This window comes from Agreia sp. Leaf335 (genome assembly GCF_001423605.1).
Lineage (GTDB): Bacteria > Actinomycetota > Actinomycetes > Actinomycetales > Microbacteriaceae > Agreia.
On sequence record NZ_LMOQ01000001.1, the window covers coordinates 1,046,257 to 1,065,673 of the forward strand.

General features: G+C 66.9%; 20 protein-coding genes and 2 tRNA genes. 13 read left to right on the forward strand and 9 right to left on the reverse strand.

Annotation, left to right across the window (positions count from 1 at the left end; all coding sequences use genetic code 11):
• Position 1: 1 nt before the first annotated feature.
• Positions 2 to 931: an oxygenase MpaB family protein gene (locus tag ASF79_RS05020; RefSeq protein ID WP_055852511.1), complete on the forward strand. Its 930-nt coding sequence runs from the start codon at positions 2 to 4 to the stop codon at positions 929 to 931.
• Positions 932 to 937: 6 nt separating this feature from the next.
• Here the strand turns inward: ASF79_RS05020 and ASF79_RS05025 are convergent, their stop codons facing one another.
• A complete protein-coding gene (locus ASF79_RS05025; protein WP_055852512.1) occupies positions 938 to 1,942 on the reverse strand; it encodes an aldo/keto reductase family protein in 1,005 nt (334 codons plus the stop codon).
• Between the two features lie 72 nt (positions 1,943 to 2,014).
• On the opposite strand from ASF79_RS05025, the gene ASF79_RS05030 reads away from it, so the two are divergent.
• From ASF79_RS05030 to dinB, 4 genes are all read left to right on the forward strand, one after another.
• Complete coding sequence (locus ASF79_RS05030) at positions 2,015 to 2,311, forward strand: DUF6412 domain-containing protein (protein WP_055852515.1); 297 nt, start codon at positions 2,015 to 2,017, stop codon at positions 2,309 to 2,311.
• A gap of 91 nt (positions 2,312 to 2,402) precedes the next feature.
• The gene (locus tag ASF79_RS05035) at positions 2,403 to 3,167 is read left to right on the forward strand and encodes a YidC/Oxa1 family membrane protein insertase (protein WP_055852518.1); all 765 of its coding nucleotides are present in this window, start codon (positions 2,403 to 2,405) and stop codon (positions 3,165 to 3,167) included.
• A 19-nt stretch (positions 3,168 to 3,186) separates the two neighbouring features.
• Positions 3,187 to 3,732: a DUF1697 domain-containing protein gene (locus ASF79_RS05040; RefSeq protein WP_055852521.1), complete on the forward strand. Its 546-nt coding sequence runs from the start codon at positions 3,187 to 3,189 to the stop codon at positions 3,730 to 3,732.
• Complete coding sequence (gene dinB / locus ASF79_RS05045; protein ID WP_055774651.1) at positions 3,729 to 4,985, forward strand: DNA polymerase IV; 1,257 nt, start codon at positions 3,729 to 3,731, stop codon at positions 4,983 to 4,985. The genes ASF79_RS05040 and dinB overlap by 4 nt, the downstream gene beginning before the upstream one ends.
• Here dinB and treZ read toward each other — a convergent pair.
• Genes treZ through ASF79_RS05065 form a run of 4 tightly spaced genes read right to left on the reverse strand, consistent with a single transcriptional unit; the run spans position 4,964 to position 12,273 of the window.
• Positions 4,964 to 6,730 carry a malto-oligosyltrehalose trehalohydrolase gene (gene treZ, locus ASF79_RS05050; RefSeq protein WP_055852522.1) on the reverse strand — a complete coding sequence of 589 codons (1,767 nt, stop codon included), beginning with the start codon at positions 6,728 to 6,730 and terminating at the stop codon, positions 4,964 to 4,966. The genes dinB and treZ overlap by 22 nt on opposite strands.
• Complete coding sequence (gene treY / locus ASF79_RS05055) at positions 6,727 to 9,075, reverse strand: malto-oligosyltrehalose synthase (protein WP_055852525.1); 2,349 nt, start codon at positions 9,073 to 9,075, stop codon at positions 6,727 to 6,729. Before treY ends, treZ begins: the two co-directional genes overlap by 4 nt.
• A gap of 9 nt (positions 9,076 to 9,084) precedes the next feature.
• A complete protein-coding gene (gene glgX, locus ASF79_RS05060) occupies positions 9,085 to 11,286 on the reverse strand; it encodes a glycogen debranching protein GlgX (protein WP_055774641.1) in 2,202 nt (733 codons plus the stop codon).
• A gap of 57 nt (positions 11,287 to 11,343) precedes the next feature.
• Complete coding sequence (locus ASF79_RS05065; RefSeq protein ID WP_055774637.1) at positions 11,344 to 12,273, reverse strand: LLM class F420-dependent oxidoreductase; 930 nt, start codon at positions 12,271 to 12,273, stop codon at positions 11,344 to 11,346.
• Positions 12,274 to 12,338: 65 nt separating this feature from the next.
• Here ASF79_RS05065 and ASF79_RS05070 point away from each other — a divergent pair, with 65 nt between their 5' ends.
• The 6 genes from ASF79_RS05070 (at position 12,339) to ASF79_RS05095 (ending at position 16,556) form a co-directional block, all read left to right on the forward strand.
• A complete protein-coding gene (locus ASF79_RS05070) occupies positions 12,339 to 12,671 on the forward strand; it encodes a hypothetical protein (RefSeq protein ID WP_055774635.1) in 333 nt (110 codons plus the stop codon).
• Positions 12,672 to 12,863: 192 nt separating this feature from the next.
• Complete coding sequence (locus ASF79_RS05075; protein ID WP_055774632.1) at positions 12,864 to 13,508, forward strand: ECF transporter S component; 645 nt, start codon at positions 12,864 to 12,866, stop codon at positions 13,506 to 13,508.
• Between the two features lie 23 nt (positions 13,509 to 13,531).
• The gene (locus ASF79_RS05080; protein WP_082495727.1) at positions 13,532 to 14,986 is read left to right on the forward strand and encodes an ABC transporter ATP-binding protein; all 1,455 of its coding nucleotides are present in this window, start codon (positions 13,532 to 13,534) and stop codon (positions 14,984 to 14,986) included.
• Positions 14,983 to 15,765 carry an energy-coupling factor transporter transmembrane component T family protein gene (locus ASF79_RS05085; RefSeq protein ID WP_055852528.1) on the forward strand — a complete coding sequence of 261 codons (783 nt, stop codon included), beginning with the start codon at positions 14,983 to 14,985 and terminating at the stop codon, positions 15,763 to 15,765. The genes ASF79_RS05080 and ASF79_RS05085 overlap by 4 nt, the downstream gene beginning before the upstream one ends.
• A complete protein-coding gene (locus ASF79_RS05090; RefSeq protein WP_200933527.1) occupies positions 15,762 to 16,262 on the forward strand; it encodes an ATP-binding protein in 501 nt (166 codons plus the stop codon). Before ASF79_RS05085 ends, ASF79_RS05090 begins: the two co-directional genes overlap by 4 nt.
• 39 nt (positions 16,263 to 16,301) lie before the next feature.
• Positions 16,302 to 16,556: a hypothetical protein gene (locus ASF79_RS05095; protein ID WP_055774621.1), complete on the forward strand. Its 255-nt coding sequence runs from the start codon at positions 16,302 to 16,304 to the stop codon at positions 16,554 to 16,556.
• An 8-nt stretch (positions 16,557 to 16,564) separates the two neighbouring features.
• Here ASF79_RS05095 and ASF79_RS05100 read toward each other — a convergent pair whose 3' ends face one another.
• From ASF79_RS05100 to orn, 4 genes are all read right to left on the reverse strand, one after another.
• Complete coding sequence (locus tag ASF79_RS05100) at positions 16,565 to 17,815, reverse strand: D-alanyl-D-alanine carboxypeptidase family protein (protein ID WP_055852533.1); 1,251 nt, start codon at positions 17,813 to 17,815, stop codon at positions 16,565 to 16,567.
• Between the two features lie 35 nt (positions 17,816 to 17,850).
• Positions 17,851 to 18,201 (reverse strand): metallopeptidase family protein, encoded by a 351-nt coding sequence (locus ASF79_RS05105; protein ID WP_055774615.1) that lies wholly within the window; start codon positions 18,199 to 18,201, stop codon positions 17,851 to 17,853.
• A 75-nt stretch (positions 18,202 to 18,276) separates the two neighbouring features.
• A tRNA-His gene (locus ASF79_RS05110) sits at positions 18,277 to 18,352 on the reverse strand.
• A gap of 49 nt (positions 18,353 to 18,401) precedes the next feature.
• The gene (gene orn / locus ASF79_RS05115) at positions 18,402 to 19,022 is read right to left on the reverse strand and encodes an oligoribonuclease (protein ID WP_055774613.1); all 621 of its coding nucleotides are present in this window, start codon (positions 19,020 to 19,022) and stop codon (positions 18,402 to 18,404) included.
• Positions 19,023 to 19,065: 43 nt separating this feature from the next.
• Here orn and ASF79_RS05120 point away from each other — a divergent pair, with 43 nt between their 5' ends.
• Positions 19,066 to 19,284 (forward strand): SCO4848 family membrane protein, encoded by a 219-nt coding sequence (locus ASF79_RS05120; RefSeq protein ID WP_055853169.1) that lies wholly within the window; start codon positions 19,066 to 19,068, stop codon positions 19,282 to 19,284.
• 41 nt (positions 19,285 to 19,325) lie between these two features.
• A tRNA-Arg gene (locus ASF79_RS05125) sits at positions 19,326 to 19,398 on the forward strand.
• Positions 19,399 to 19,417: the final 19 nt, after the last annotated feature.

Sequence of the window (19,417 nt, forward strand, 5' to 3'; positions counted from 1 at the left end):
CGTGAAACTCGTTCCCGCCGCCCTGCGCGATCGTATCCGCCTCGTCCTGAGCGGCTCCAGCAACGAGCCGCCGGAGTGGTCGGTGCGCCTCGACGAGGGTGACGACGGAGGCTTCTTCGCGCCGGGCTCTGCTACGTGGAGCGTGCACGGCGGAATGTCGACGATCGTCGCGGGGATCCGAGCGCTACTGATCCAGGCGCTGCACCCGGGTGCGATGGCCGGCGTGCACGATCACTCCCGCTACAAGGAGGATCCGCTCGGACGACTGGCCGGAACGATCCGGTGGATCTTCACGGTGAGTTACGGAGACACCCGGACGGCGATCGGTACATCGAACTGGGTGCTGAAGATGCACGAACGGGTCGTCGGCAGCTACCTCGATGCGCACGGTGCGGAGCGCCCCTATTCGGCGAACGACCCCGAGTTGTTGAGCTGGGTGCACCTCGCCTTCACGGATTCATTCCTCGCGACGGCGAAACTCTACGGAAAGCCGATCCCGGGTGGCCCTGATGCCTACGTGCGCGAGTGGGCGAAGGCGGGCGAGCTGATGGGCGTGCAGAACCCGCCGCGCTCGGAGGCGGAACTCTCTTCGCAGTTGCGCGAGTACCTCGATGCGGGACGGCTGGTCTACAACGAACGTGTGGCCGATGCCGTGTCGTTCATCCGCAGACCTCCGCTGGGCCGCTCTCTGATGCCGGGCTACGCCCTCCTGTTCGCGGGAGCCGTCGCATCCATCCCCGAGCCCTATCGGGGCATGCTGCGGCTGCGCACCCCGGCGCTCGGGCCCATCCGACTGCCCGTGGCGGCGTTCACGCGATTGACCCTTCGTGTCATCGCGGGAACCCTGGAGGAAGATCCGCCGAGCGAGCTTGCGGCACGCCGCAGGCTCGCCCGGCTGGGCATCGACGGGCCGGCCATCACCCCCCGATAGCGCCGATCAGACGGGACGTGTCTCGGGCGAGACCGTGTGCTTGGCGTCGCGCACGACGACAGAGCCCAGCGCCTCGTCGATGCGCGCCAGGATGCCCTCGTCGAGAGTCACCCCGGCGGCCTTCACGTTCGACTCGACCTGCTCGGGTCGCGATGCTCCCATGAGGGCCGAGGCGACGTTGGGGTTCTGCAGCACCCACGCGATGGCGAGCTGCGCCATGGTGAGGCCGAGGTCGTGCGCGATGGGCTGAAGCAGCTGCACCCGGGTCAGCACGTCGTCGTTCAGGAAGCGCTTCACCATGTCTGCGCCGCCCTTCTCGTCGGTCGCGCGGCTTCCCGGCGGAAGCTCAGCCCCCGGCTTGTACTTGCCGGTGAGCACTCCCTGGGCGACGGGAGACCAGACGATCTGCGACAGACCCAGCTCGGCCGATGTCGGCACGACCTGGTCTTCGATGACGCGCCACAGCATCGAATACTGGGGCTGGTTCGAGATCAGCTGGAAGCCGAGCTCTTTCGACAGGGCGTGGCCGGCTCGGATCTGCTCCGCGTTCCATTCGCTCACGCCGATGTAGAGGGCCTTGCCCTGGCGCACGATGTCGGCGAACGCCTGCATCGTCTCTTCCAGGGGCGTCTCGACGTCGTAGCGGTGAGCCTGGTAGAGATCGACGTAGTCGGTCTTCAACCGACGCAGCGATCCGTCGATCGACTCCATGATGTGCTTGCGCGAGAGGCCCACGTCGTTGGGGCCCTTCGGGCCGGTGGGCCAGTACACCTTCGTGAAGATCTCGAGCGATTCGCGGCGCTGATGCTTCAGAGCCTTGCCGAGAACCTTCTCCGCCGCCGTGTTCGCGTAGGCGTCTGCGGTGTCGAAGGTCGTGATGCCGGCGGTCAGCGCGGCTTCGACGCACTGCGCCGCGATGTCGTTCTCGACCTGCGATCCGTGGGTCAGCCAGTTGCCGTATGTGATTTCCGAGACTTTGAGCCCGGACTTGCCGAGGTACCTGAATTCCATATTCGCCACGCTACTCCTCGCACTGGACGGCGGCTGGGGGTAGCGTGGGAACCCCCGATACGACAGGACACCATGGCCGCCACGCTCGAGATGATCAACCATCTCCTCGGGTTGGCCCTGGCGCTGACGTTCAGCACGGGCGCCGTCGACACGGTCGCCGTGGTGGGCGTGGTGGCGCTCAGCGCCCTTGCCGTGGCCCTGTGCGCGCACTACCTGGCGAGCCTGATCGCGAATGCGACCACGTCGCCCGTCGGGCAGACGAGTTTCGAGAGAGCGGCGCTGCGCGTCTTGGTCGTGCAGAGCGATCCGAATGCCGCGGGCCGTCCGCGCACGAGAGCGCCGGCACGCATCCTCCCGGTCGCGGCCTAGCCCAGAGCTGATCTGCGCGAGCGCCATCGAGCGCGCGGTTCGCGACCACACGTCATCCATCTTTCGCCCATGACGTTGGGATATCTCTGCCATGAATCCGTACACCCTCGGCCCTGTCGCCGCAGTCCTCGATGCCGCCTACGCCGTCGTCGTCCACCTCGCACTTCTGCTCGAACCCGTTTTTCCGGTGGCCGCCGCCGGTGCCGCCATCGTCGTCATCACGCTGCTCGTTCGGAGTGCGCTCATCCCTGTCGGAGTCTCGCAGGCGCGGGCCGAGGTCGCCCGCCGGCGACTCGCCCCGGCGATAGCGCGCCTCCGACAGAAGCACGCGAAGAATCCCGAACGCATGCAGCGTGAGCTCATGGATCTCTACGCGGCAGAGAAGACATCGCCGTTCGCGGGGTTCCTGCCGATGCTCATCCAGCTGCCGATCGTGTCGATCGTCTACGGCCTCTTCACCCAACTGCACGTGAACGGTCACGCGAACGGCCTGCTCGAGCAGACCGTCTTCGGTGTTCCTCTCGGCAGGAGTCTGCTGTCCTTCTCTGGCGCCGGCATCGTGTGGGCTGATGTCGCCGTCTTCGGCGCGATCCTGGCGTCGATCGCGATCGTCGCCACGTTGTCACGGCGTTTCCTGGCTCCGCTTCCTCCGCTGGCTCAGCCAGCAGTTCCCGCGACGCCGGTCGCCCCGACCGTGCCGGGAGCGGAATCGCTCACGCGCATCCTGAGCTATCTGCCGTATCTCACCGTTTTGTTCGCCGCCTTCGTGCCGCTCGCGGCGGCCCTCTATCTCGCCGTGACGACGGCCTGGAGCTTCGGGGAGCGGCTCATTCTGCGGCATCGGATGGCAGGATGAGGAGATCGAGGAGGCCATCGTGACGACGTATGTGGCACTGGTGCGCGGCATCAACGTGGGAACGAGCACCCTTGTGCCGATGCCCGACTTCCAGCGGGTGCTGGAGGAACGCGGATTCACCCGAGTGAAGACGCTTCTTCGCAGCGGTAACGCCGTCTTCGACACCGAGGCGACGCTCTCGCATGGCGACGTCGCCGATCTCGAGGCCCGCTTCGCGGAAGCGACGGGTGTCACGGCGCCGTTCGTGGTGATCGAGGGCTCTGAGTTCGTCAGGATCGTCGACGAGAATCCGCTCGCCGAGCTCTCCGACAACCCCTCACGGTTGATGGTCTCGTTCCTGCCCGGGCCTGCGCCTGCGGGCGTCACCACGCCGGATGCCGCGGCGCTGCTTCCCGAGGTAGTGCGGGTGGGAGGCAGGGCGGTGTACGCGTGGTGTCCCCACGGGGTGTCGGCGTCGAAGATCCCGGCGGCGTTCTGGCGGCAGTTCGGACAGGGGGCGACCGTGCGGAACGCGAACACCGCGGCCAAGCTGGTGTCGCTGGTGCTGCCTAGACTCGAGGAATGACGATCAGTGCGGGGGTAGACGACTCGACCGCCACCATGCTGCACATCGACATGGACGCCTTCTTCGCCTCGGTCGAGCTGCTCGATCACCCCGAGCTACGCGGCCAGCCGGTCATCATCGGCCACGCCGGCGGTCGGGGAGTGGTGACCAGCGCCACGTACGAGGCGCGTCGTCTCGGGGTGCATTCGGCCATGCCCGTGTCGGTGGCGATGCGATTGGCTCCCAAGGCCCATGTCCTCCCGCCGCACATGCACCTCTACAAGCACTACTCCGCCGAGGTGATGCGCATCTTCCACGACATCACGCCGTTGGTCGAGCCGCTCAGCATCGACGAGGCCTTCCTCGACGTGTCGGGTGCGAGAAGGCTGCTCGGCAGTCCCAGCGAGATCGGCGCCCAGGTGCGGGCGCGGGTGTTCGCCGAGACCGGCCTCACCTGCTCGGTGGGCGCCTCGTCGACCAAGTTCGTCGCCAAGATGGCATCGCAGCGCGCCAAGCCCGACGGCATGCTGGTCGTTCCCGAGTCGGAGATCCTCAACTTCCTGCACCCGCTGCCGATCAAGGCGTTGTGGGGCGTGGGTGCGAGCACCGAGGCGGCACTGGCTCGCATCGGCATCAAGACCGTGCGAGAACTGGCCGAGATGCCGCTGCCCGCTCTCACCAGAGCGGTGGGAGAGGCGTCAGGCCAGAAGCTCCACGCCCTGGCGCTCGGCATCGATCCCCGAGGCATCGTTCTCGAGCGCCAGGAGAAGAGCATCGGGCACGAGAACACCTTCGAATTCGACGTCTCCGATCGCCGGGTCCTCCATCGCGAGCTGCTCAAACAGGCGAACCAGGTGGCCGTGCGATTGCGCAGGGCCGGCCTCGAGGGTCGCACCGTCGCGCTCAAGCTCAGATTCAGCGATTTCACCACCATCACCCGATCGCGCACGCTCGCCGAGCCCAGCGACCTCGGCAAGCAGATCTACGACGAGGCCAAGTCGATCTTCGATGCGCTCGACCTGCGCGACGACCAACGGGTGCGGCTCATCGGCGTGCGGGTGGAGCAGCTCGCCGAGTCGGGGTCGGTGGTGCACCAGCCGTCGCTCTGGGTCGACGAGGCCGAGTCTCAGACCGACGGATGGCGCGACGCCGAGCGCACGATCGACAAGCTCTCGGCGCGTTTCGGGTCAGGGGCCGTCGGCCCCGCGTCGCTTCTGAAGAAGAAGGCGAGCGGGGCCTCGGGCGACGAGCCTCAGGAGACGCGGGGCCGGTAGACCGTCACCGAGTGCGGCGCGACCGTGGGCGAATCCCCACGAGGGCTCCACTCCAGCAGAACGTCTGCGTCATCCAGCAGCGCCGAGGGCGCCTGCAGCGGCTCCTCGGCCAGGTTGATCAGCACTCTGACGTCACCGCGCGTCAGCTCGAGCCAGCGCGCTTCCTCCGAGAACTCCACCGAGAGATGCGGCCAGCGCGGGTCGGTGAAGGCGGGCACGGTTCGGCGCAACGTCATGAGCGCCGTGTAGAACCCCAGCAACCGCGCGTGCGCAGAATCAGCGTCTGCAGCTTCACTCCAGTCGAGCTTGGAGTTGGCGAACGTCGAGACGTCTTGCGGGTTCGGAACGACCGACTCGTCCCACCCCATGCGCTCGAACTCGGCGATGCGACCCTCTGCTGTGGCCTTGCCCAACTCGGGTTCGGGGTGCGAGGTGAAGAACTGGAACGGCGTGGACGCGCCCCATTCCTCACCCATGAACAGCATGGGCGTGTACGGACCGAGAAGGGTCAGCGCCGCCGCGATCGCGAGCTGCCCCTCGTCGAGCGACGCGGTGAGCCGGTCTCCGATCGCCCGGTTGCCGATCTGATCGTGGTTCTGATTGGCCACGACGAGGCGCCACGTGAGCACGTTGGCGGTGTCGATGCGCTTGCCGTGGTGACGGCCTCGGAAGCTCGACCACGTTCCGTCGTGGAAGAAGCCCGAGGTGAGCGCCTTGGCCAGAGCGCTCAGCGGCTCGAAGTCGGCGTAGTAACCCGATGTCTCGCGTGTGAGGGCGACGTGCACCGCGTGGTGGAAGTCATCGCTCCATTGACCGGCGAGGCCGTAGCCCTGCTGGTCGCGGGCGGTGAACATGACGGGGTCGTTGAGATCGGACTCTGCGATGAGGCTCAGCGGGCGGCCGACGAAGGCCGACCATGCATCGGTCTCGGCGCCCAGTTCGCTCAACAGGTGGCGGGAGCTCTCATCGTGCAGTGCGTGCACGGCGTCGAGCCGCAGACCATCGACGTGGTACTCCTCGAACCACATGCGGGCGTTGTCGAGAATGAAGCGCCGTACCTCGGTCGAGCCGTGGCCGTCGAGGTTGATCGCCTTGCCCCAGGTCGTTCCGGCGGCCTCGTGCTCGTACGGACCATAGACGCCGAGATAGTTGCCGCTCGGCCCCAGGTGGTTGTAGACCACGTCTTGGATGACGGCGAGACCGCGGAGGTGACACGCGTCGACGAACCGGCGGTAGGCATCCGGACCGCCGTAGGTCTCCTGAACGGCGAACCAGAGAACGCCGTCATAGCCCCAGTTGTGCGTGCCGTTGAAGGCGTTGACCGGCATGACCTCGACGAAGTCGATTCCGAGCGACACGAGGTGATCGAGTCGCTCGATCGCCGAGTCGAGCGTGCCCTCGGGTGTGAACGTGCCGATGTGCAGCTCGTAGATGGCACCGCCGGCGAGCTGTCGTCCGGCCCAATCGTCGTCGTTCCACACGTACGATTCGGCGTCGACGGTGCGGGTGAGTCCGTGCACACCCTCGGGTTGGCGGCGCGAGCGGGGATCGGGGATCGGGCCGACCGAGTTTCCGTCGGCGTCGTCGACGATATACCCGTAGTCGACCTCGCCCTCCGGCGTCGACGGACCGGCGCTCCACCAGTCGTCGGCTGATCTGGTCATCTCGAGCGTGCTCCCCGCGACGACGAGGCGCACACGGTGGGCGTGAGGAGCCCACACATCGAATCGGAGACGTTCGGTCATTCGGAGAGATCCTCTCGGACGGCGGCAAGGAGGGCGACGGGAAGGTCGGCGAGCAGTTCGGACACGGCCACCGGGCCTGCCTCGATGCGGCGTCCGGTGAGGACGTCGACACTGTCGCGTTCGATGGTGATCTGGGTCGAGCCCCAGCCCTCGGCCTGGGCGAGCGACCAGGGAAGACGCGTCGCGATCGTGATCGCGCCGCCCCTGTCGAAGGCGATCACATGGCTGGCTGCGTCGCCGTGCGCCTCGACGGGGGTGTATCCCGTGAAGAACTCGGGATGCTCGTGCCGAAGACGAAGCGCGCGCGACGTGACGAGCAGTTTTGCGGCACCCGTCTCGTCGACGGACGGCAGCTCGCCCGTGTCGAGGATCTCGAGCAGCCGACGTCGCTCGTCGAAGTTGACCGGTCGACGGTTGTCGGGGTCGACGAGGGAGTTGTCCCAGAGCTCGGTGCCCTGGTACACGTCGGGAACGCCCACCATGGTGAGCTGGATCAGCTTCGCGGCGAGCGAGTTCGACCAGCCCGCGGGCCGGATGCGAGTGGCGAGCGCCTCGACGAGCTCGTGGGTGCGCGGGTCGTCGTAGGCGGCATCGACCGCGGCATGCAGGGCCTCCTCGAACTGCTCGTCCGGTGCGTTCCACGTCGTGGATGCGCCGGCTTCGCGAGACGCCTTCTCTGCGTAGGCGTGCAAGCGCTCGCGCTCGATCGGCCAGGCGCCGATCGCGGTCTGCCAGAGGAGAGAATCGAAGGCCTCGTCGCCGATGGGTGCGGATTCGCGCAGCCCCTCGAGCGTCTCGAGCCACATGTGCGGCAGCTCGCTCAGCACGTCGATACGAGCGCGGACGTCTTCGCCACGCTTGGTGTCGTGCGTCGAGAGGGTCGTCATGGTGCGGGGGAACGACGCCATGCGCTGCCACTGGCGCGCGTGGAATTCGCCGGCATCGATCGCGAACTCGGCCGGTTCTCCGCCCACCTCGTTGAGCGACACGAGCCTGTTCCAGCGATAGAACGCCGTGTCCTCGACGCCCTTGGCCATGACCATGCCCGATGTCTGCTGAAAGCGGATCGCGCCGGCGTTGCTGGGGTGCGACAGGGCCGCCGTGACGACATCGAGTTCTGCGGTGAGGTCGGGCCGCGCTGCCAGAGCGGCGCGGTGCGCCTCTTCGAGCTTTTCGACACCGGACGGGAGGTAGGAGCGGTAGACGGGGAAGCAGGTGAGCAGCTCGGCGATCGCGTCCGCGATCGCGGGGGAGCCGCGCCAGGCAGCATCCGCCAGGGCGTCTTCGCGGTCGAGGTCGCGCTGGATCCGCAGCACCTCGGACCGAAGGATGCCGTCGGCGATGCCGCGCTTCGTGTCGTGGATCAGCGTCGTCCAGCTGTCGTGCGCGCTCTCGCCGTCGCCGAGGCCCAACGCGACGTTCAGGAACTGCTCGCCCGAGGCATCCACCAGCACCCGATCGATGTCGCCGAGCGCGTCGTAGCCGGTCGTGCCTGCCGTCTTCCAGGAGGCGGGCAGCTTCTCGCGACCCTCGAGGATCTTCTCGACGAGAACGTAGGCGCCGCCCGTGAGCTCGGCGAGGTGCTCGAGGTAGTCCTCGGGGTCGGCGAGCCCGTCGGGGTGATCGACCCGCAACCCGTCGGCGAGGCCGTCAGCGAACCAGCGCCCGATCTCGGCGTGCGATTCGTCGAACACCCACGGAACCTCTACCTTGACGCCGGCGAGCGTCGTGACGGCGAAGAACCGTCGGTAGTTCAATTCGGCGTCGGCGCGGCGCCAGTTCATGAGCTCGTAGTGCTGGCGCGAGTGCACGGTGATCGCGTCGGCGCCGTCGTCGGCCGTTCCCGGCGCGACCGGGAATCGATTGTCGTAGTAGTGCAGTTCCTTCGCCCCATCGGGACCGGTGGCGAGCTCGAGCGCGTCGAGGGAGTCGTCGCCCAGCACGGGCAGGCGAACCTTGCCGTGGCCGAACTCCCAGTCCACGTCGAAGGCCTCGGCGTGCCGGGAATCGCGTCCGTGCGTCAGCAGCTCCCACCACCACACGCTGAGGGGGGCCGTCGCCACACCCACGTGATTGGGCACGATGTCGACCAGAACGCCGAGGCCGCGCGCGTGGGCTGCCTCGGAGAGCCGTTCCAGCCCATCCGGCCCGCCGCGCTCGGGATCGACACGGCTGTGGTCGATCACGTCGTAGCCGTGGTTGCTGCCGGGCTCGGCCTCGAGAATGGGCGACAGGTACACCCAGTCGGCGCCGAGGTCGGCGAGGTAGTCGATGAGTTCAGCCGCCGCGTCGAGTGTGAACGACGACGAGATCTGGAGTCGGTAGGTGGAGAGGGGTTCTCGCATGGGTCCTCGCTAGCCGTTGGACGGCTTGGTCAGGGGGATGGTCTCGATGGTGCCGGTCATGGCAGTGAGAGAGGCGGCGACCGAGTGGTCAGCCTCGGTCACGGCTTCTTGGTGGGCGCGGAGTACGACCAACGACTTCGCCAGTACTCTGACCTTCTCGTTCGCGCTGCGAAGAGGTCCGTCTGCAGCCTGGCCTGCCGAATCGATCACCACATCCCACGACTGCGAGTATTCGCCGGGAGGGAGAACGAAGTCAACGTCTTGCGGTTCGGCGTTGAAATAGACAAGGAAGTTCACATCGGTGATGCGCTGGCCGCGCTGATCGCGCCCGCGGATGCCCTGCCCGTTGAGGAAGACGCCCACCGAGCGGCTGAGAGGGGCGTCCCACTCCTCCGGCTCCATCTCGCGGGCATCCGAGTTGAGCCAGACGATGTCGGGCAGGGGCTCGCCCTTGCCGCGCCTGACCGGTCGGCCGTCGAAAAACCGACTGCGTCGGAAGGTGGGGTGTTCCTTGCGCAGCCGTGACACGGCGGCGGTGAACTCGTTCAGGGGAACGTCGGCGTGATCCCAGTGGATCCAGCTGATCTCCGAGTCTTGGGCGTAGGTGTTGTTGTTGCCCTGTTGCGTGCGGCCGATCTCGTCGCCGTGCAGCAGCATCGGCACGCCCTGCGAGAGCAGCAGTGTGGCCAGGAAGTTGCGCTGCTGACGTGCTCGCAGCTCGAGGATGACGGGATCGTTCGTGGGACCTTCGACCCCGGAGTTCCAGGAGCGGTTGTGCGATTCGCCGTCGTTGTTGTTCTCGCCGTTGGCGTCGTTGTGCTTCTCGTTGTACGACACGAGGTCGCGGATCGTGAAGCCGTCGTGGGCCGTGACGAAGTTGATGGATGCGACGGGTCGGCGTCCGGAGTGCTCGTAGAGGTCTGCGGATCCGGTGAAGCGCGAGGCGAACTCTCCGAGGCTCGCCGGCTCGCCACGCCAGAAGTCGCGCACCGTGTCGCGGTACTTTCCGTTCCACTCGGTCCACTGGGCGGGGAAGTTTCCGACCTGGTATCCGCCGGGGCCGACGTCCCAGGGCTCGGCGATGAGCTTGACCTGCGAGATCACCGGGTCCTGCTGCACGAGCTCGAAGAAGGTGGAGAGCTTGTCGACGTCGTAGAACTCGCGGGCCAGCGCCGAGGCGAGGTCGAATCGGAAACCGTCGACGTGCATCTCGGTCGCCCAGTAGCGCAGCGAGTCCATGATGAGCTGCAGGGAGTGCGGGTGGCGCACGTTCAGCGTGTTTCCCGTGCCCGTGTAGTCCATGTAGTAACGCTTGTCGTCGTCCATGAGCCGGTAGTACGCGGCGTTGTCGATGCCTCGGAACGAGATGGTGGGGCCGAGGTGGTTTCCCTCCGCGGTGTGGTTGTAGACCACGTCGAGGATCACTTCGATGCCGGCCGCGTGCAGCGACTTCACCATGCCCTTGAACTCCTGCACCTGCTGGCCGCGCTCGCCGGCCGACGAGTAGCTCGACTGCGGGGCGAAGAAGCCGATGGTGTTGTAGCCCCAGTAGTTCGACAGGCCCTTCTCGAGCAGCGTGCTGTCTTGAACGAACTGGTGCACCGGCATCAGCTCGATCGCCGTGACCCCGAGCTTCTTGAGGTGCTCGATGACGGCCGGATGCGCGACACCCGCGTAGGTGCCCCGCTGCTCGCGCGGCACTTCGGGGTGCAGCTCGGTGAGTCCCTTGACGTGGGCTTCGTAGATGACCGTCTCGTTGTACGGGATGTCGAGGATGCGGTCGCCGGACCAGTCGAAGAACGGGTTGATGACCACGCCCGTCATCATGTGCTTGGCGGAATCGTCGTCGTTGCGCGAGTCGGGGTCACCGAAATTGTAGGAGAACAGCGACTGATCCCAGTCGATGGTTCCGCTCGTCGCCTTGGCGTACGGGTCGAGCAGGAGCTTGTTGGGGTTGAACCGGCAGCCGTTCTCCGGGTCGTAGGGTCCGTAGACGCGATAGCCGTAGCGCTGGCCCGGCTGCACCTGGGGCAGGTAGCAGTGCCAGACGTACGCGTCGACCTCGGTGAGTTCGATGCGGGTCTCCGCGCCCTTCTCACCGAAGAGGCAGAGGACGACGCGCTCTGCGGCCTCGCTGAAGATCGCGAAGTTCGTGCCGCTACCGTCGAAGGTCGCGCCGAGCGGGTAGGCCGATCCGGGCCAGCTTTCCATAAAAGTCTCCTGTGAAGTCGTGATTCGGGTCGAGCAGAAGTGCCTGGGCGGGAAAGCTCAGTCGAGCTGGGACATGACCTCGGCCGCGATGAGTTCGAGGTGGTCGAGGTCGTGCATGTCGAGAATCTGGAGGTAGAGGCGTTCGACGCCGTCTTCGCGGAGGGCGCCGATACGATCGACGACCTCGGCCGGGGAGCCCGCGAGACCGTGCTCGCGCAGCTCGTCGGGTTCGCGGCCGATCGCGGCGGCCCGGCGCTCGAACTCCGCGGTGTTCGATCCGACTGCGGCGACGAGAGCGGCCGAGTAGACCAGCTCCGACGGCTCGCGTCCGATCGTCTCGCACGCCTCGCGCACGGCGCGGAAGCGCAGCGGGATGTCCGCGAACTCGGCGAAGGGCACGTTGAACTCCGTGGCGAACCGTGCCGCGATCTTCGGAGTCCGAGTCGGCCCCGAGCCGCCGACGATCACGGGGAACGGATGCTGCACGGGCTTGGGCAACGCGGGGGAGTCGACGAGTGTGTAGTGCTCGCCCTCGAACGAGTAGGTCTCGCCCAGCGGAGTACCCCACAGTCCCGTGATGATCTCGAGCTGCTCCTCGAGCAGGCCGAAGCGCTTCGCCGGAAAGGGGATTCCATAGGCGAGGTGCTCCTGCTCGAACCAGCCGGTGCCGAGACCGAGTTCGACGCGGCCACCCGACATGGCGTCGACCTGAGCCACCTGGATGGCCAGGATGCCGGGGTGGCGGTACGTGACACTCGAGACGAGGGTTCCCAGCTTGATGCGCGAGGTCTCCCGGGCGAGCCCTGCCAACGATGTCCAGGCATCCGTCGGTCCGGGAAGGCCTTCGAACGGGTCGTCGCCCATGCGCAGGTAATGGTCGGAGCGGAAGAATGCGTCGAAGCCGAGCCTCTCGGTGGCTGTTGCGATGGCCAGCAGGTCGTCGTAGCTGGCGCCTTGCTGCGGTTCTGTGAAGATACGTAGGTCCACACCCCCAGAGTGTCACACCCCGGGGGACCCTGGCGGCACAGATGTGCGCCGGGTAGCGTGACCCCATGACAAACATCGCCGTGAAGCTCGCAGAGACCGTTCGATCGTTCGGAGTGGGGGCCGTCTACGGCGATCCCGTCGAGATCGAGGGCCAGACTCTCGTGCCCGTCGCCATCACCTGGTTCGGTTTCGGAGGGAGCGGCTCAGACGAGACGACGTCCGGTATTGCCGGCGGCGGAGGGGGAGGCGCAGCCATCCCCGTTGGCGCCTACGTCACGCAGGAGAACGGGCGCGTCGCGTTCGAGCCCAACCTCATCTCGCTCCTCGCGGTGTCCATCCCCGCTGTGTGGGTCAGCGGCAAGGCTCTCGCCAGGATCATCCGCGCGCTGAAGAAGTAGACCGCTCTATAATGAGTCGCAACACGGGAGTCCGGTGAGCCGGGCTGAGAGGAAGGTTCTCCAACCTTCGACCGTCGAACCTGATCTGGATCATGCCAGCGCAGGGAGGACATCTCACGGTGTCGTCCGCAGCACATCTGCGGCGACGCCACCCGTGCCCTGACATTCGCATACGACGAAAGGGCACGTTCAGTGCGCACTTCAACCACCTCTTCAGAATCAGACACCACCGCCGCGGTCGGAGCGGGCCGCAGCAACCGCTTCCGCTGGAGGGTCGTCGACATCGTCGTCGCCAGCGTGATCGGCGTCGCCGCCGGACTCGTCTTCTGGCTCTGGGGGCAGGCATACAACCCTCTGTCCGCACCGCTCGAAGCGGCGCTCCCGGGCCTCCAGGCTCTCCTCGGCGGCGGATGGCTCTTCGCCGGAGTGCTCGGCGGTCTCATCATCCGCAAGCCCGGCGCGGCCCTCTTCACCGAGGTCGTCGCCGCCGTCGTCTCCGCGATCGTCGGAACGCAGTGGGCCGCACTCACCCTCGTGTCGGGACTCGTCCAGGGTCTGGGTGCCGAGCTCGTGTTCGCTCTCTTCCTCTACGCGAACTGGCGCGCCTACGTCGCGGTCCTCTCGGGAATGGGCGCCGGGCTGGCCCTCGCGATCAACGACCTCGTGCTCTGGTACCCCGGCGCCAAGGTCGAGTTCGCCGTCATCTACACCGTCTGCTCGCTGGTCTCAGGAGCCGTGCTCGCGGGGCTCCTCTCGTGGCTCGCGGCGCGCGGGCTCGCCCGCACGGGGGCGCTCAGCCGATTCGCCTCGGGCCGAGAGGTATCGGCGCGGGTCTGACGGGCATCCGGACCATCGCGACCATGACGCACGACCGCCAGCCGCCGGCCGCCGTCTCGGCGCGCGGCTGGGGCTGGCGGCACGCGTCGCGCAAGGCCTGGGCTGTCGACGGGCTCGACCTAGACATCGAGCCGGGGCAGCGGGTCTTGCTCCTCGGCGCCTCGGGCGCGGGCAAGAGCACGCTGATGCACGCTCTCGCCGGGGTGATCGGGGGCGACGACGAGGGCGAGCAGCGAGGCGAACTCCGTGTGGCGGGGCGCGACGCGACAAGCGCGCGTGGCGTGGCCGGGCTCGTCCTGCAGGACCCGGATTCCCAGGTGATTCTCGCCCGCGTGGGCGACGACGTGGCCTTCGGGTGCGAGAACCTGGGCGTGCCCCGCGACGAGATCTGGCACCGGGTCGCGCGGGCCCTCGACGCCGTGGGGCTCGACCTTCCCCTCGATCATCCGACCTCGGCTCTGTCCGGCGGCCAGAAGCAACGACTCGCGCTCGCGGGAGTGCTCGCCATGCAGCCTGGACTGATTCTGCTCGACGAGCCCACCGCGAACCTCGACCCGCACGGGGTCGCCGAGGTGCGCGACGCCGTGGCCCGAGTGGCCGCAACGACCGGGGCCACGCTGATCGTGATCGAGCACCGCGTCGAGGTCTGGCGCGACATCGTCGACCGTGTCGTGGTGCTGGCACCCGGTGGCGGAGTGCTGGCCGACGGAGACCCCGACGCCGTGCTGCGTGCCCGAGGCGCCGAGCTCAGCGCATCCGGCGTGTGGATCCCCGAGTTCCCGCCCCCGGTCGCCCAGCGACGGGTCGTCGGGGCGGGCGATCGCCTCCTGGATGCCGCTGGCCTGGGGATCGCGCGCGTGCGCGGCACACGCATCGCCGGCGACATCGAGGTCTCGCTCGACGAGGGCAGGGCCACGGCCATCGTCGGACCCAACGGAGCCGGCAAGTCGACGCTCGCGTTGACCCTGGCCGGCCTTCTGCGACCCGCGGAGGGTGTCGTGTCTGCCACGCCTGCCCTGACTCGCAAGCTGAAGTCGACGTCGCCGATCGACTGGCGATCGAAAGACCTGCTGACGCGCATCGGCACGGTGTTCCAAGACCCCGAGCACCAGTTTCTGGCGGCGACGGTCCGCGACGAACTGGCCGTGGGGCCACGGGCCCTCGAGCTGAGCGACAGGGACGTCGACGAGCGGGTCGACGGGCTGCTGGAGCGGCTACGGCTCGACCACCTGGCTCTCGCGAATCCGTTCACGCTCTCGGGCGGGGAGAAGCGCAGGCTGTCGGTGGCCACCGTGCTCGCCACGAAGCCGCAGCTTCTCGTACTCGACGAACCCACCTTCGGGCAGGACTCGCGAACCTGGAGCGAACTCGTCTCGCTGCTCGCCGGCCTGCTCGACGAGGGCCAGTCGATTCTGGCGGTCACCCACGACGCCGACTTCGTGGCGGCCCTCGCCGACGATGAGATCAGGCTGTCGTGAGTATCCTCACCCCCACCAAGGGCGCTCAGGCGATCTATCGGATCAACCCCGTCGCCAAGCTCGCGACGGCCTTTCTCCTGAGCTTCGCGCTGATTCTCACGATCGACTGGCTCTCGGCGGCCACCGCGCTCGTGCTCGAAAGCCTTCTGCTGGCATGGGCCGGGCTCTCCGCGCGGCAGTTCTTCCTCCGCACCATCCCGGTGTGGATCGCTGCTCCCACCGCGGGGTTCACGACGCTGCTGTACGGGCAGGCATCAGGCGAGAGTCACTTCGAGTTCGGCCTGATCCACGTCACAGACGGGTCGATCTCGCTCGCGATCGCCACCGCGCTCCGGGTGCTCGCCATCGGGCTGCCGGCCATCGTGCTGTTCGTGACGATAGACCCCACCGACCTCGCCGACGGTCTCGCCCAGGTCTGGCGTCTGCCGAGCCGTTTCGTGCTGGGCGCCCTGGCGGGTCTGCGCCTGGTCGGACTGTTTCTCGACGACTGGCGCTCGCTCGAGCTCGCCCGGCGAGCGCGGGGAGTGGGGGACCGGGGGCGCATCCGGCGCATCCTGTCGCAGGCCTTCGCCCTTCTGGTGTTGTCGATCAGACGCGGCAGCAAGCTCGCGACGGCGATGGAGGCGCGCGGCTTCGGGGGAGATGCGAAGCGCACCTGGGCGCGCGAGTCCCTCTTCGGATGGCGCGAGTTCGTGCTCATCGGCGTCGGGGCTGCGATCGCTGCGACCGCGATCGCCGTCGCCGTGGCGTTCGGAACATGGAACTTCATCGTCGGATGAGCCCTCGAAACATCATTCTGCTCGACGGACCGAGCGGCGCGGGCAAGAGCACACTCGCCGATCGCATCGTCGGCGGTTGGCCCGGAGCCGTCGTGCCTCAGCTCGTGCGGCTCGACGACATCTATCCCGGATGGGACGGTCTCCGCGACGCGGGAGTGCACGTGCAGCGCTTCGTTCTCGAGCCCCTCGCCGCGGGCCAGGGGGCGCGCTGGCAGAGGTTCGACTGGAACGCCGCCGCTCCGGCCGAATGGCACGACGTCGACCCCGAGCGCCCGTTGCTCATCGAGGGATGCGGTGTTCTCACCCGTCGAAACGCTGCACTCGCCGACGTGCGCATCTGGCTCGATGCGCCAGACGTGGTGAGAAAGCGACGGGCGCTAGATCGTGATGGCGAGACGTATATTCCGCACTGGGACAGGTGGCAGCGGCAGTGGGAGACCTTCGTCGAGGAGGAGGACCCTACCTCGTCGGCCGACCTTGTGCTCGACGGGTCGTAACTGAGCGCTGAACGCGGCCTGACGGTTTACGGTGGAGCAATGACTGAGAAAACCTACACAGCCCTGTACCTCGACGGTCCCCTCGAGGGGCAGACCGAAGACCGCGCATTCATCGACGGCCAGTTCGACAGCCGCTTCCCCGCGCTCGGCGCCGTCGGAGGCCTCGAGTCGACCTTCTGGTACCAGGCCGGAGACACCGAAGAGGTCGACGGACACCTGACCGTCAAGTACTCCTTCGACGCAGCAGACTCCGACCCGACCGTTCAGACGGGCGACATCGGCGACGACCACTAGGCGAACGCCTACTGATCCGTTCGAGACTCGATGAACGCGTCGATCACGGGCGCCGGATGCGTCATACGCCAGACCGGCCCCGGATCGGCGATTCGTCTATCGAGCTCGAGCAGCACCGTGACGTCTCCCGTGGGCGTCGTGAACGTCACCTGACCGACTCGCGTGCCTTTCGCCCCGGTCGTCACAGGCTCGACGGTGACCTTCTTGGTCACAGGAGCCGTCAACCAGATCAACTGCGATCTGGTCGCGACCGCGACACCGTGTGCCTCATCGCCCCACGGGGTGGTGTACGTGACCACCCTGTCTCCCTCCGACACGAGCACCGTCTTCGTGAGTGTCGCGGCCGACGTCGAGATGAGCGTCGAGAGGTCGCCATCCAGAGTCTCGTAGTCGGGCTCGCGGAGGAACGCCCCGTAGAGCGGAACGGCGTCGGCACCCGTGCCCACCGTGAGACGGAAGAGGAAGCACAGTCCCGCGGAGTCTGTGAAGCTGCGCGAGAGGCCGATGATTCCCTCGTCGCCGCGGTAGGCGGCGACGTTGTCGACCTTGCGGTTGCCCGCCACCACGACGCTGTCGTGGCTCATGATGTCGGCGAGGACGGGGTCGGCGAAGGCGCGGGCGGAGAGCGCCGCGAGTTCGGATGCCGTGCCCTGGGACCCCTCGGCGAGTCCGGTCGCGTCGACCACACTCGTGCCCGCATATCCGTTCTTCGCCAGCCAGGCATTGGCGGCGACGACGTAGGCATCGACCGAGCCGAATGCCCATCGGGCGAGGGCGTCGGCGTGGGTGTTGCTCGAACCGAGCAGCATCGACTGCAGGTATTGCTGCTCGCTCCAGGTCTCACCGGCGATCAACGAGATCGAACGCGCTGACTCCGAGATGTACTTCACATACCCCGCGTAATCCTCGGCAGTGACCACGATCGACGGGCCCGGTTTGCCCGCCTCGATCGGCTTGGCGTCGAGTACGACGAGGGCGGTGATGACCTTGGTGACCCCACCCAGAGGCACCGGCGCTGCGTCGCCACCGGATGCGAGGATCGCGCCGTCGGCGGTCGCGATGGCGCTTGCACCGTTCTGCGAGACGGTCGGCGCCCCGAGCGTCGGCGCGATGTCCGACGCATCGTCGATCACGGCGTTCGTGCTGGGGAGGGGCCCGACGAGCGTGGCGGGGCCGTAGAGTCCGATGGCGAGGATGAGCACGGCTCCGAGCGTGATGCCCAGTGCCCGGTTGATACGTGATGCGGTTGACCTGGCCATGGGCCAAGGCTAACCGCGTCGGGCTGAGTGGCCGGTCAGCCCCAGCCGAGTTCGTGAAGTCTGCTGTCGTCGATTCCGTAGAAGTGGGCGATCTCGTGCACCAGGGTCACGTGGATCTGATCCTTCAACTCGTCGAGATCTTCGACGAGTTCGAGCAGCGGCTCGCGGTAGAGCACGATGCGATCGGGCATCTCGCCGAATCCGTACTGCCCGCGCTCCGTGAGTGCTACGCCGTCGTAGAGTCCCAGCAGATCGAGAGAGCCGTCCTCGGGTCGGTCTTCGACGACGAAGACCACGTTGTCGAGACCGTCGATCATGTCGTCGGGCAGCAGATCGAGTTCGGCGACCACGAGCGCCTCGAACTGCTCGGCATCGATGTCGTGCACGGTGCGCCTTTCAAATCGGGTGCCGCGTCGGAAAGCAAAAGGCCCGGGTCGAATGCGACCCGGGCCTTTCTCAAGTGGGGTGAATAACGGGGCTCGAACCCGCGACATCCGGCTCCACAAGCCAGCGCTCTACCAACTGAGCTATATCCACCATGTGCCACTCGATGAAGTACTCATCGAAGCGACCGAAGAAAACTCTACTACAGACCGGCGGCGAACTCGCGCACAATCGTGGATGAGAGTTCCTTCAGGTCGTCTGTGGCCGGTCCAGGTTCCGCGACGAAGGCGCCCTTGCGGTAGTAGCCGAGCTCTCGGATGGATTCGAGGATGTCGGCGAGGGCGCGGTGACCGCCGTCTTTCTTGGGTGCGTTGTAGTACACCCGGGGGAACCAGCGGTGCACGAGCTCTTTGATGCTCGACACATCGACGCTGCGGTAGTGCAGGTGGCCGTCGACACGGGGCATGTACTTGGCCAGGAACGCGCGGTCGGTACCGATCGTGTTTCCGGCGAGCGGCGCCTGCTGCCCGGTGGGCACGAACTTCAGGATGTACTCGAGTACCTGGAATTCGGCCTCGGCAAGGCTCACGCCGTGAGGGATCTCCTGATCGAGTCCGCTAGACGCGTGCATGTTGCGCACGAAGTCGTTCATGTTCTGCATCGCCGAGTCGTCGGGCTTGATGACGATGGCGAAGCCCGGGTCGAGGATGTTGAGGTCGAAGTCGGTGATGACCACCGCGACCTCGACGAGTTCGTCGACGCTGAGATCGAGTCCCGTCATTTCGCAGTCGATCCAGACGAGACGATCCGTGAGTGAAGCCATGTGGGCAATCCTATCCGTGCGCATGAATCGTAGGATGGACGCGATGATCATCACGCTCGCCGTCCTCCTTCTCGTCAACGCGCTGTGGAACGCCCTCGTCTGGCCGCGTTTCTACAAGCGCGTCAGCAAAGACCCCCGGGCGCGCGACGCATCGGGCAAGGCCACCACGTTCCTTATCGTGCACGCGGTGCTCATCGGCGTATCGCTGCTTCTCGCCGCCGTGTCGCTTGTGGTGGCGGTCATCGCGCTCGTCTCTCTCTGACGCGCTATCGTAGAAACGCCTCGCGATGAGCGGGGCGCAACGCCTCCGTAGCTCAGTGGATAGAGCAAGAGCCTTCTAATCTCTTGGTCGTAGGTTCGATTCCTACCGGGGGCACTCCACTACGCTTCGTGGC

Bases quoted from the DNA above. Each gene is read 5' to 3' on its own strand.
- ASF79_RS05025 (WP_055852512.1), bottom strand. From the start codon at position 1,942: ATGGAATTCAGGTACCTCGGCAAGTCCGGGCTCAAAGTCTCGGAAATC.
- ASF79_RS05030 (WP_055852515.1), top strand. From the start codon at position 2,015: ATGGCCGCCACGCTCGAGATGATCAACCATCTCCTCGGGTTGGCCCTG.
- ASF79_RS05035 (WP_055852518.1), top strand. From the start codon at position 2,403: ATGAATCCGTACACCCTCGGCCCTGTCGCCGCAGTCCTCGATGCCGCC.
- dinB (WP_055774651.1), top strand. From the start codon at position 3,729: ATGACGATCAGTGCGGGGGTAGACGACTCGACCGCCACCATGCTGCAC.
- treZ (WP_055852522.1), bottom strand. From the start codon at position 6,730: ATGACCGAACGTCTCCGATTCGATGTGTGGGCTCCTCACGCCCACCGT.
- treY (WP_055852525.1), bottom strand. From the start codon at position 9,075: ATGCGAGAACCCCTCTCCACCTACCGACTCCAGATCTCGTCGTCGTTC.
- glgX (WP_055774641.1), bottom strand. From the start codon at position 11,286: ATGGAAAGCTGGCCCGGATCGGCCTACCCGCTCGGCGCGACCTTCGAC.
- ASF79_RS05070 (WP_055774635.1), top strand. From the start codon at position 12,339: ATGACAAACATCGCCGTGAAGCTCGCAGAGACCGTTCGATCGTTCGGA.
- ASF79_RS05080 (WP_082495727.1), top strand. From the start codon at position 13,532: ATGACGCACGACCGCCAGCCGCCGGCCGCCGTCTCGGCGCGCGGCTGG.
- ASF79_RS05090 (WP_200933527.1), top strand. From the start codon at position 15,762: ATGAGCCCTCGAAACATCATTCTGCTCGACGGACCGAGCGGCGCGGGC.
- ASF79_RS05095 (WP_055774621.1), top strand. From the start codon at position 16,302: ATGACTGAGAAAACCTACACAGCCCTGTACCTCGACGGTCCCCTCGAG.
- ASF79_RS05100 (WP_055852533.1), bottom strand. From the start codon at position 17,815: ATGGCCAGGTCAACCGCATCACGTATCAACCGGGCACTGGGCATCACG.
- orn (WP_055774613.1), bottom strand. From the start codon at position 19,022: ATGGCTTCACTCACGGATCGTCTCGTCTGGATCGACTGCGAAATGACG.
- ASF79_RS05120 (WP_055853169.1), top strand. From the start codon at position 19,066: ATGATCATCACGCTCGCCGTCCTCCTTCTCGTCAACGCGCTGTGGAAC.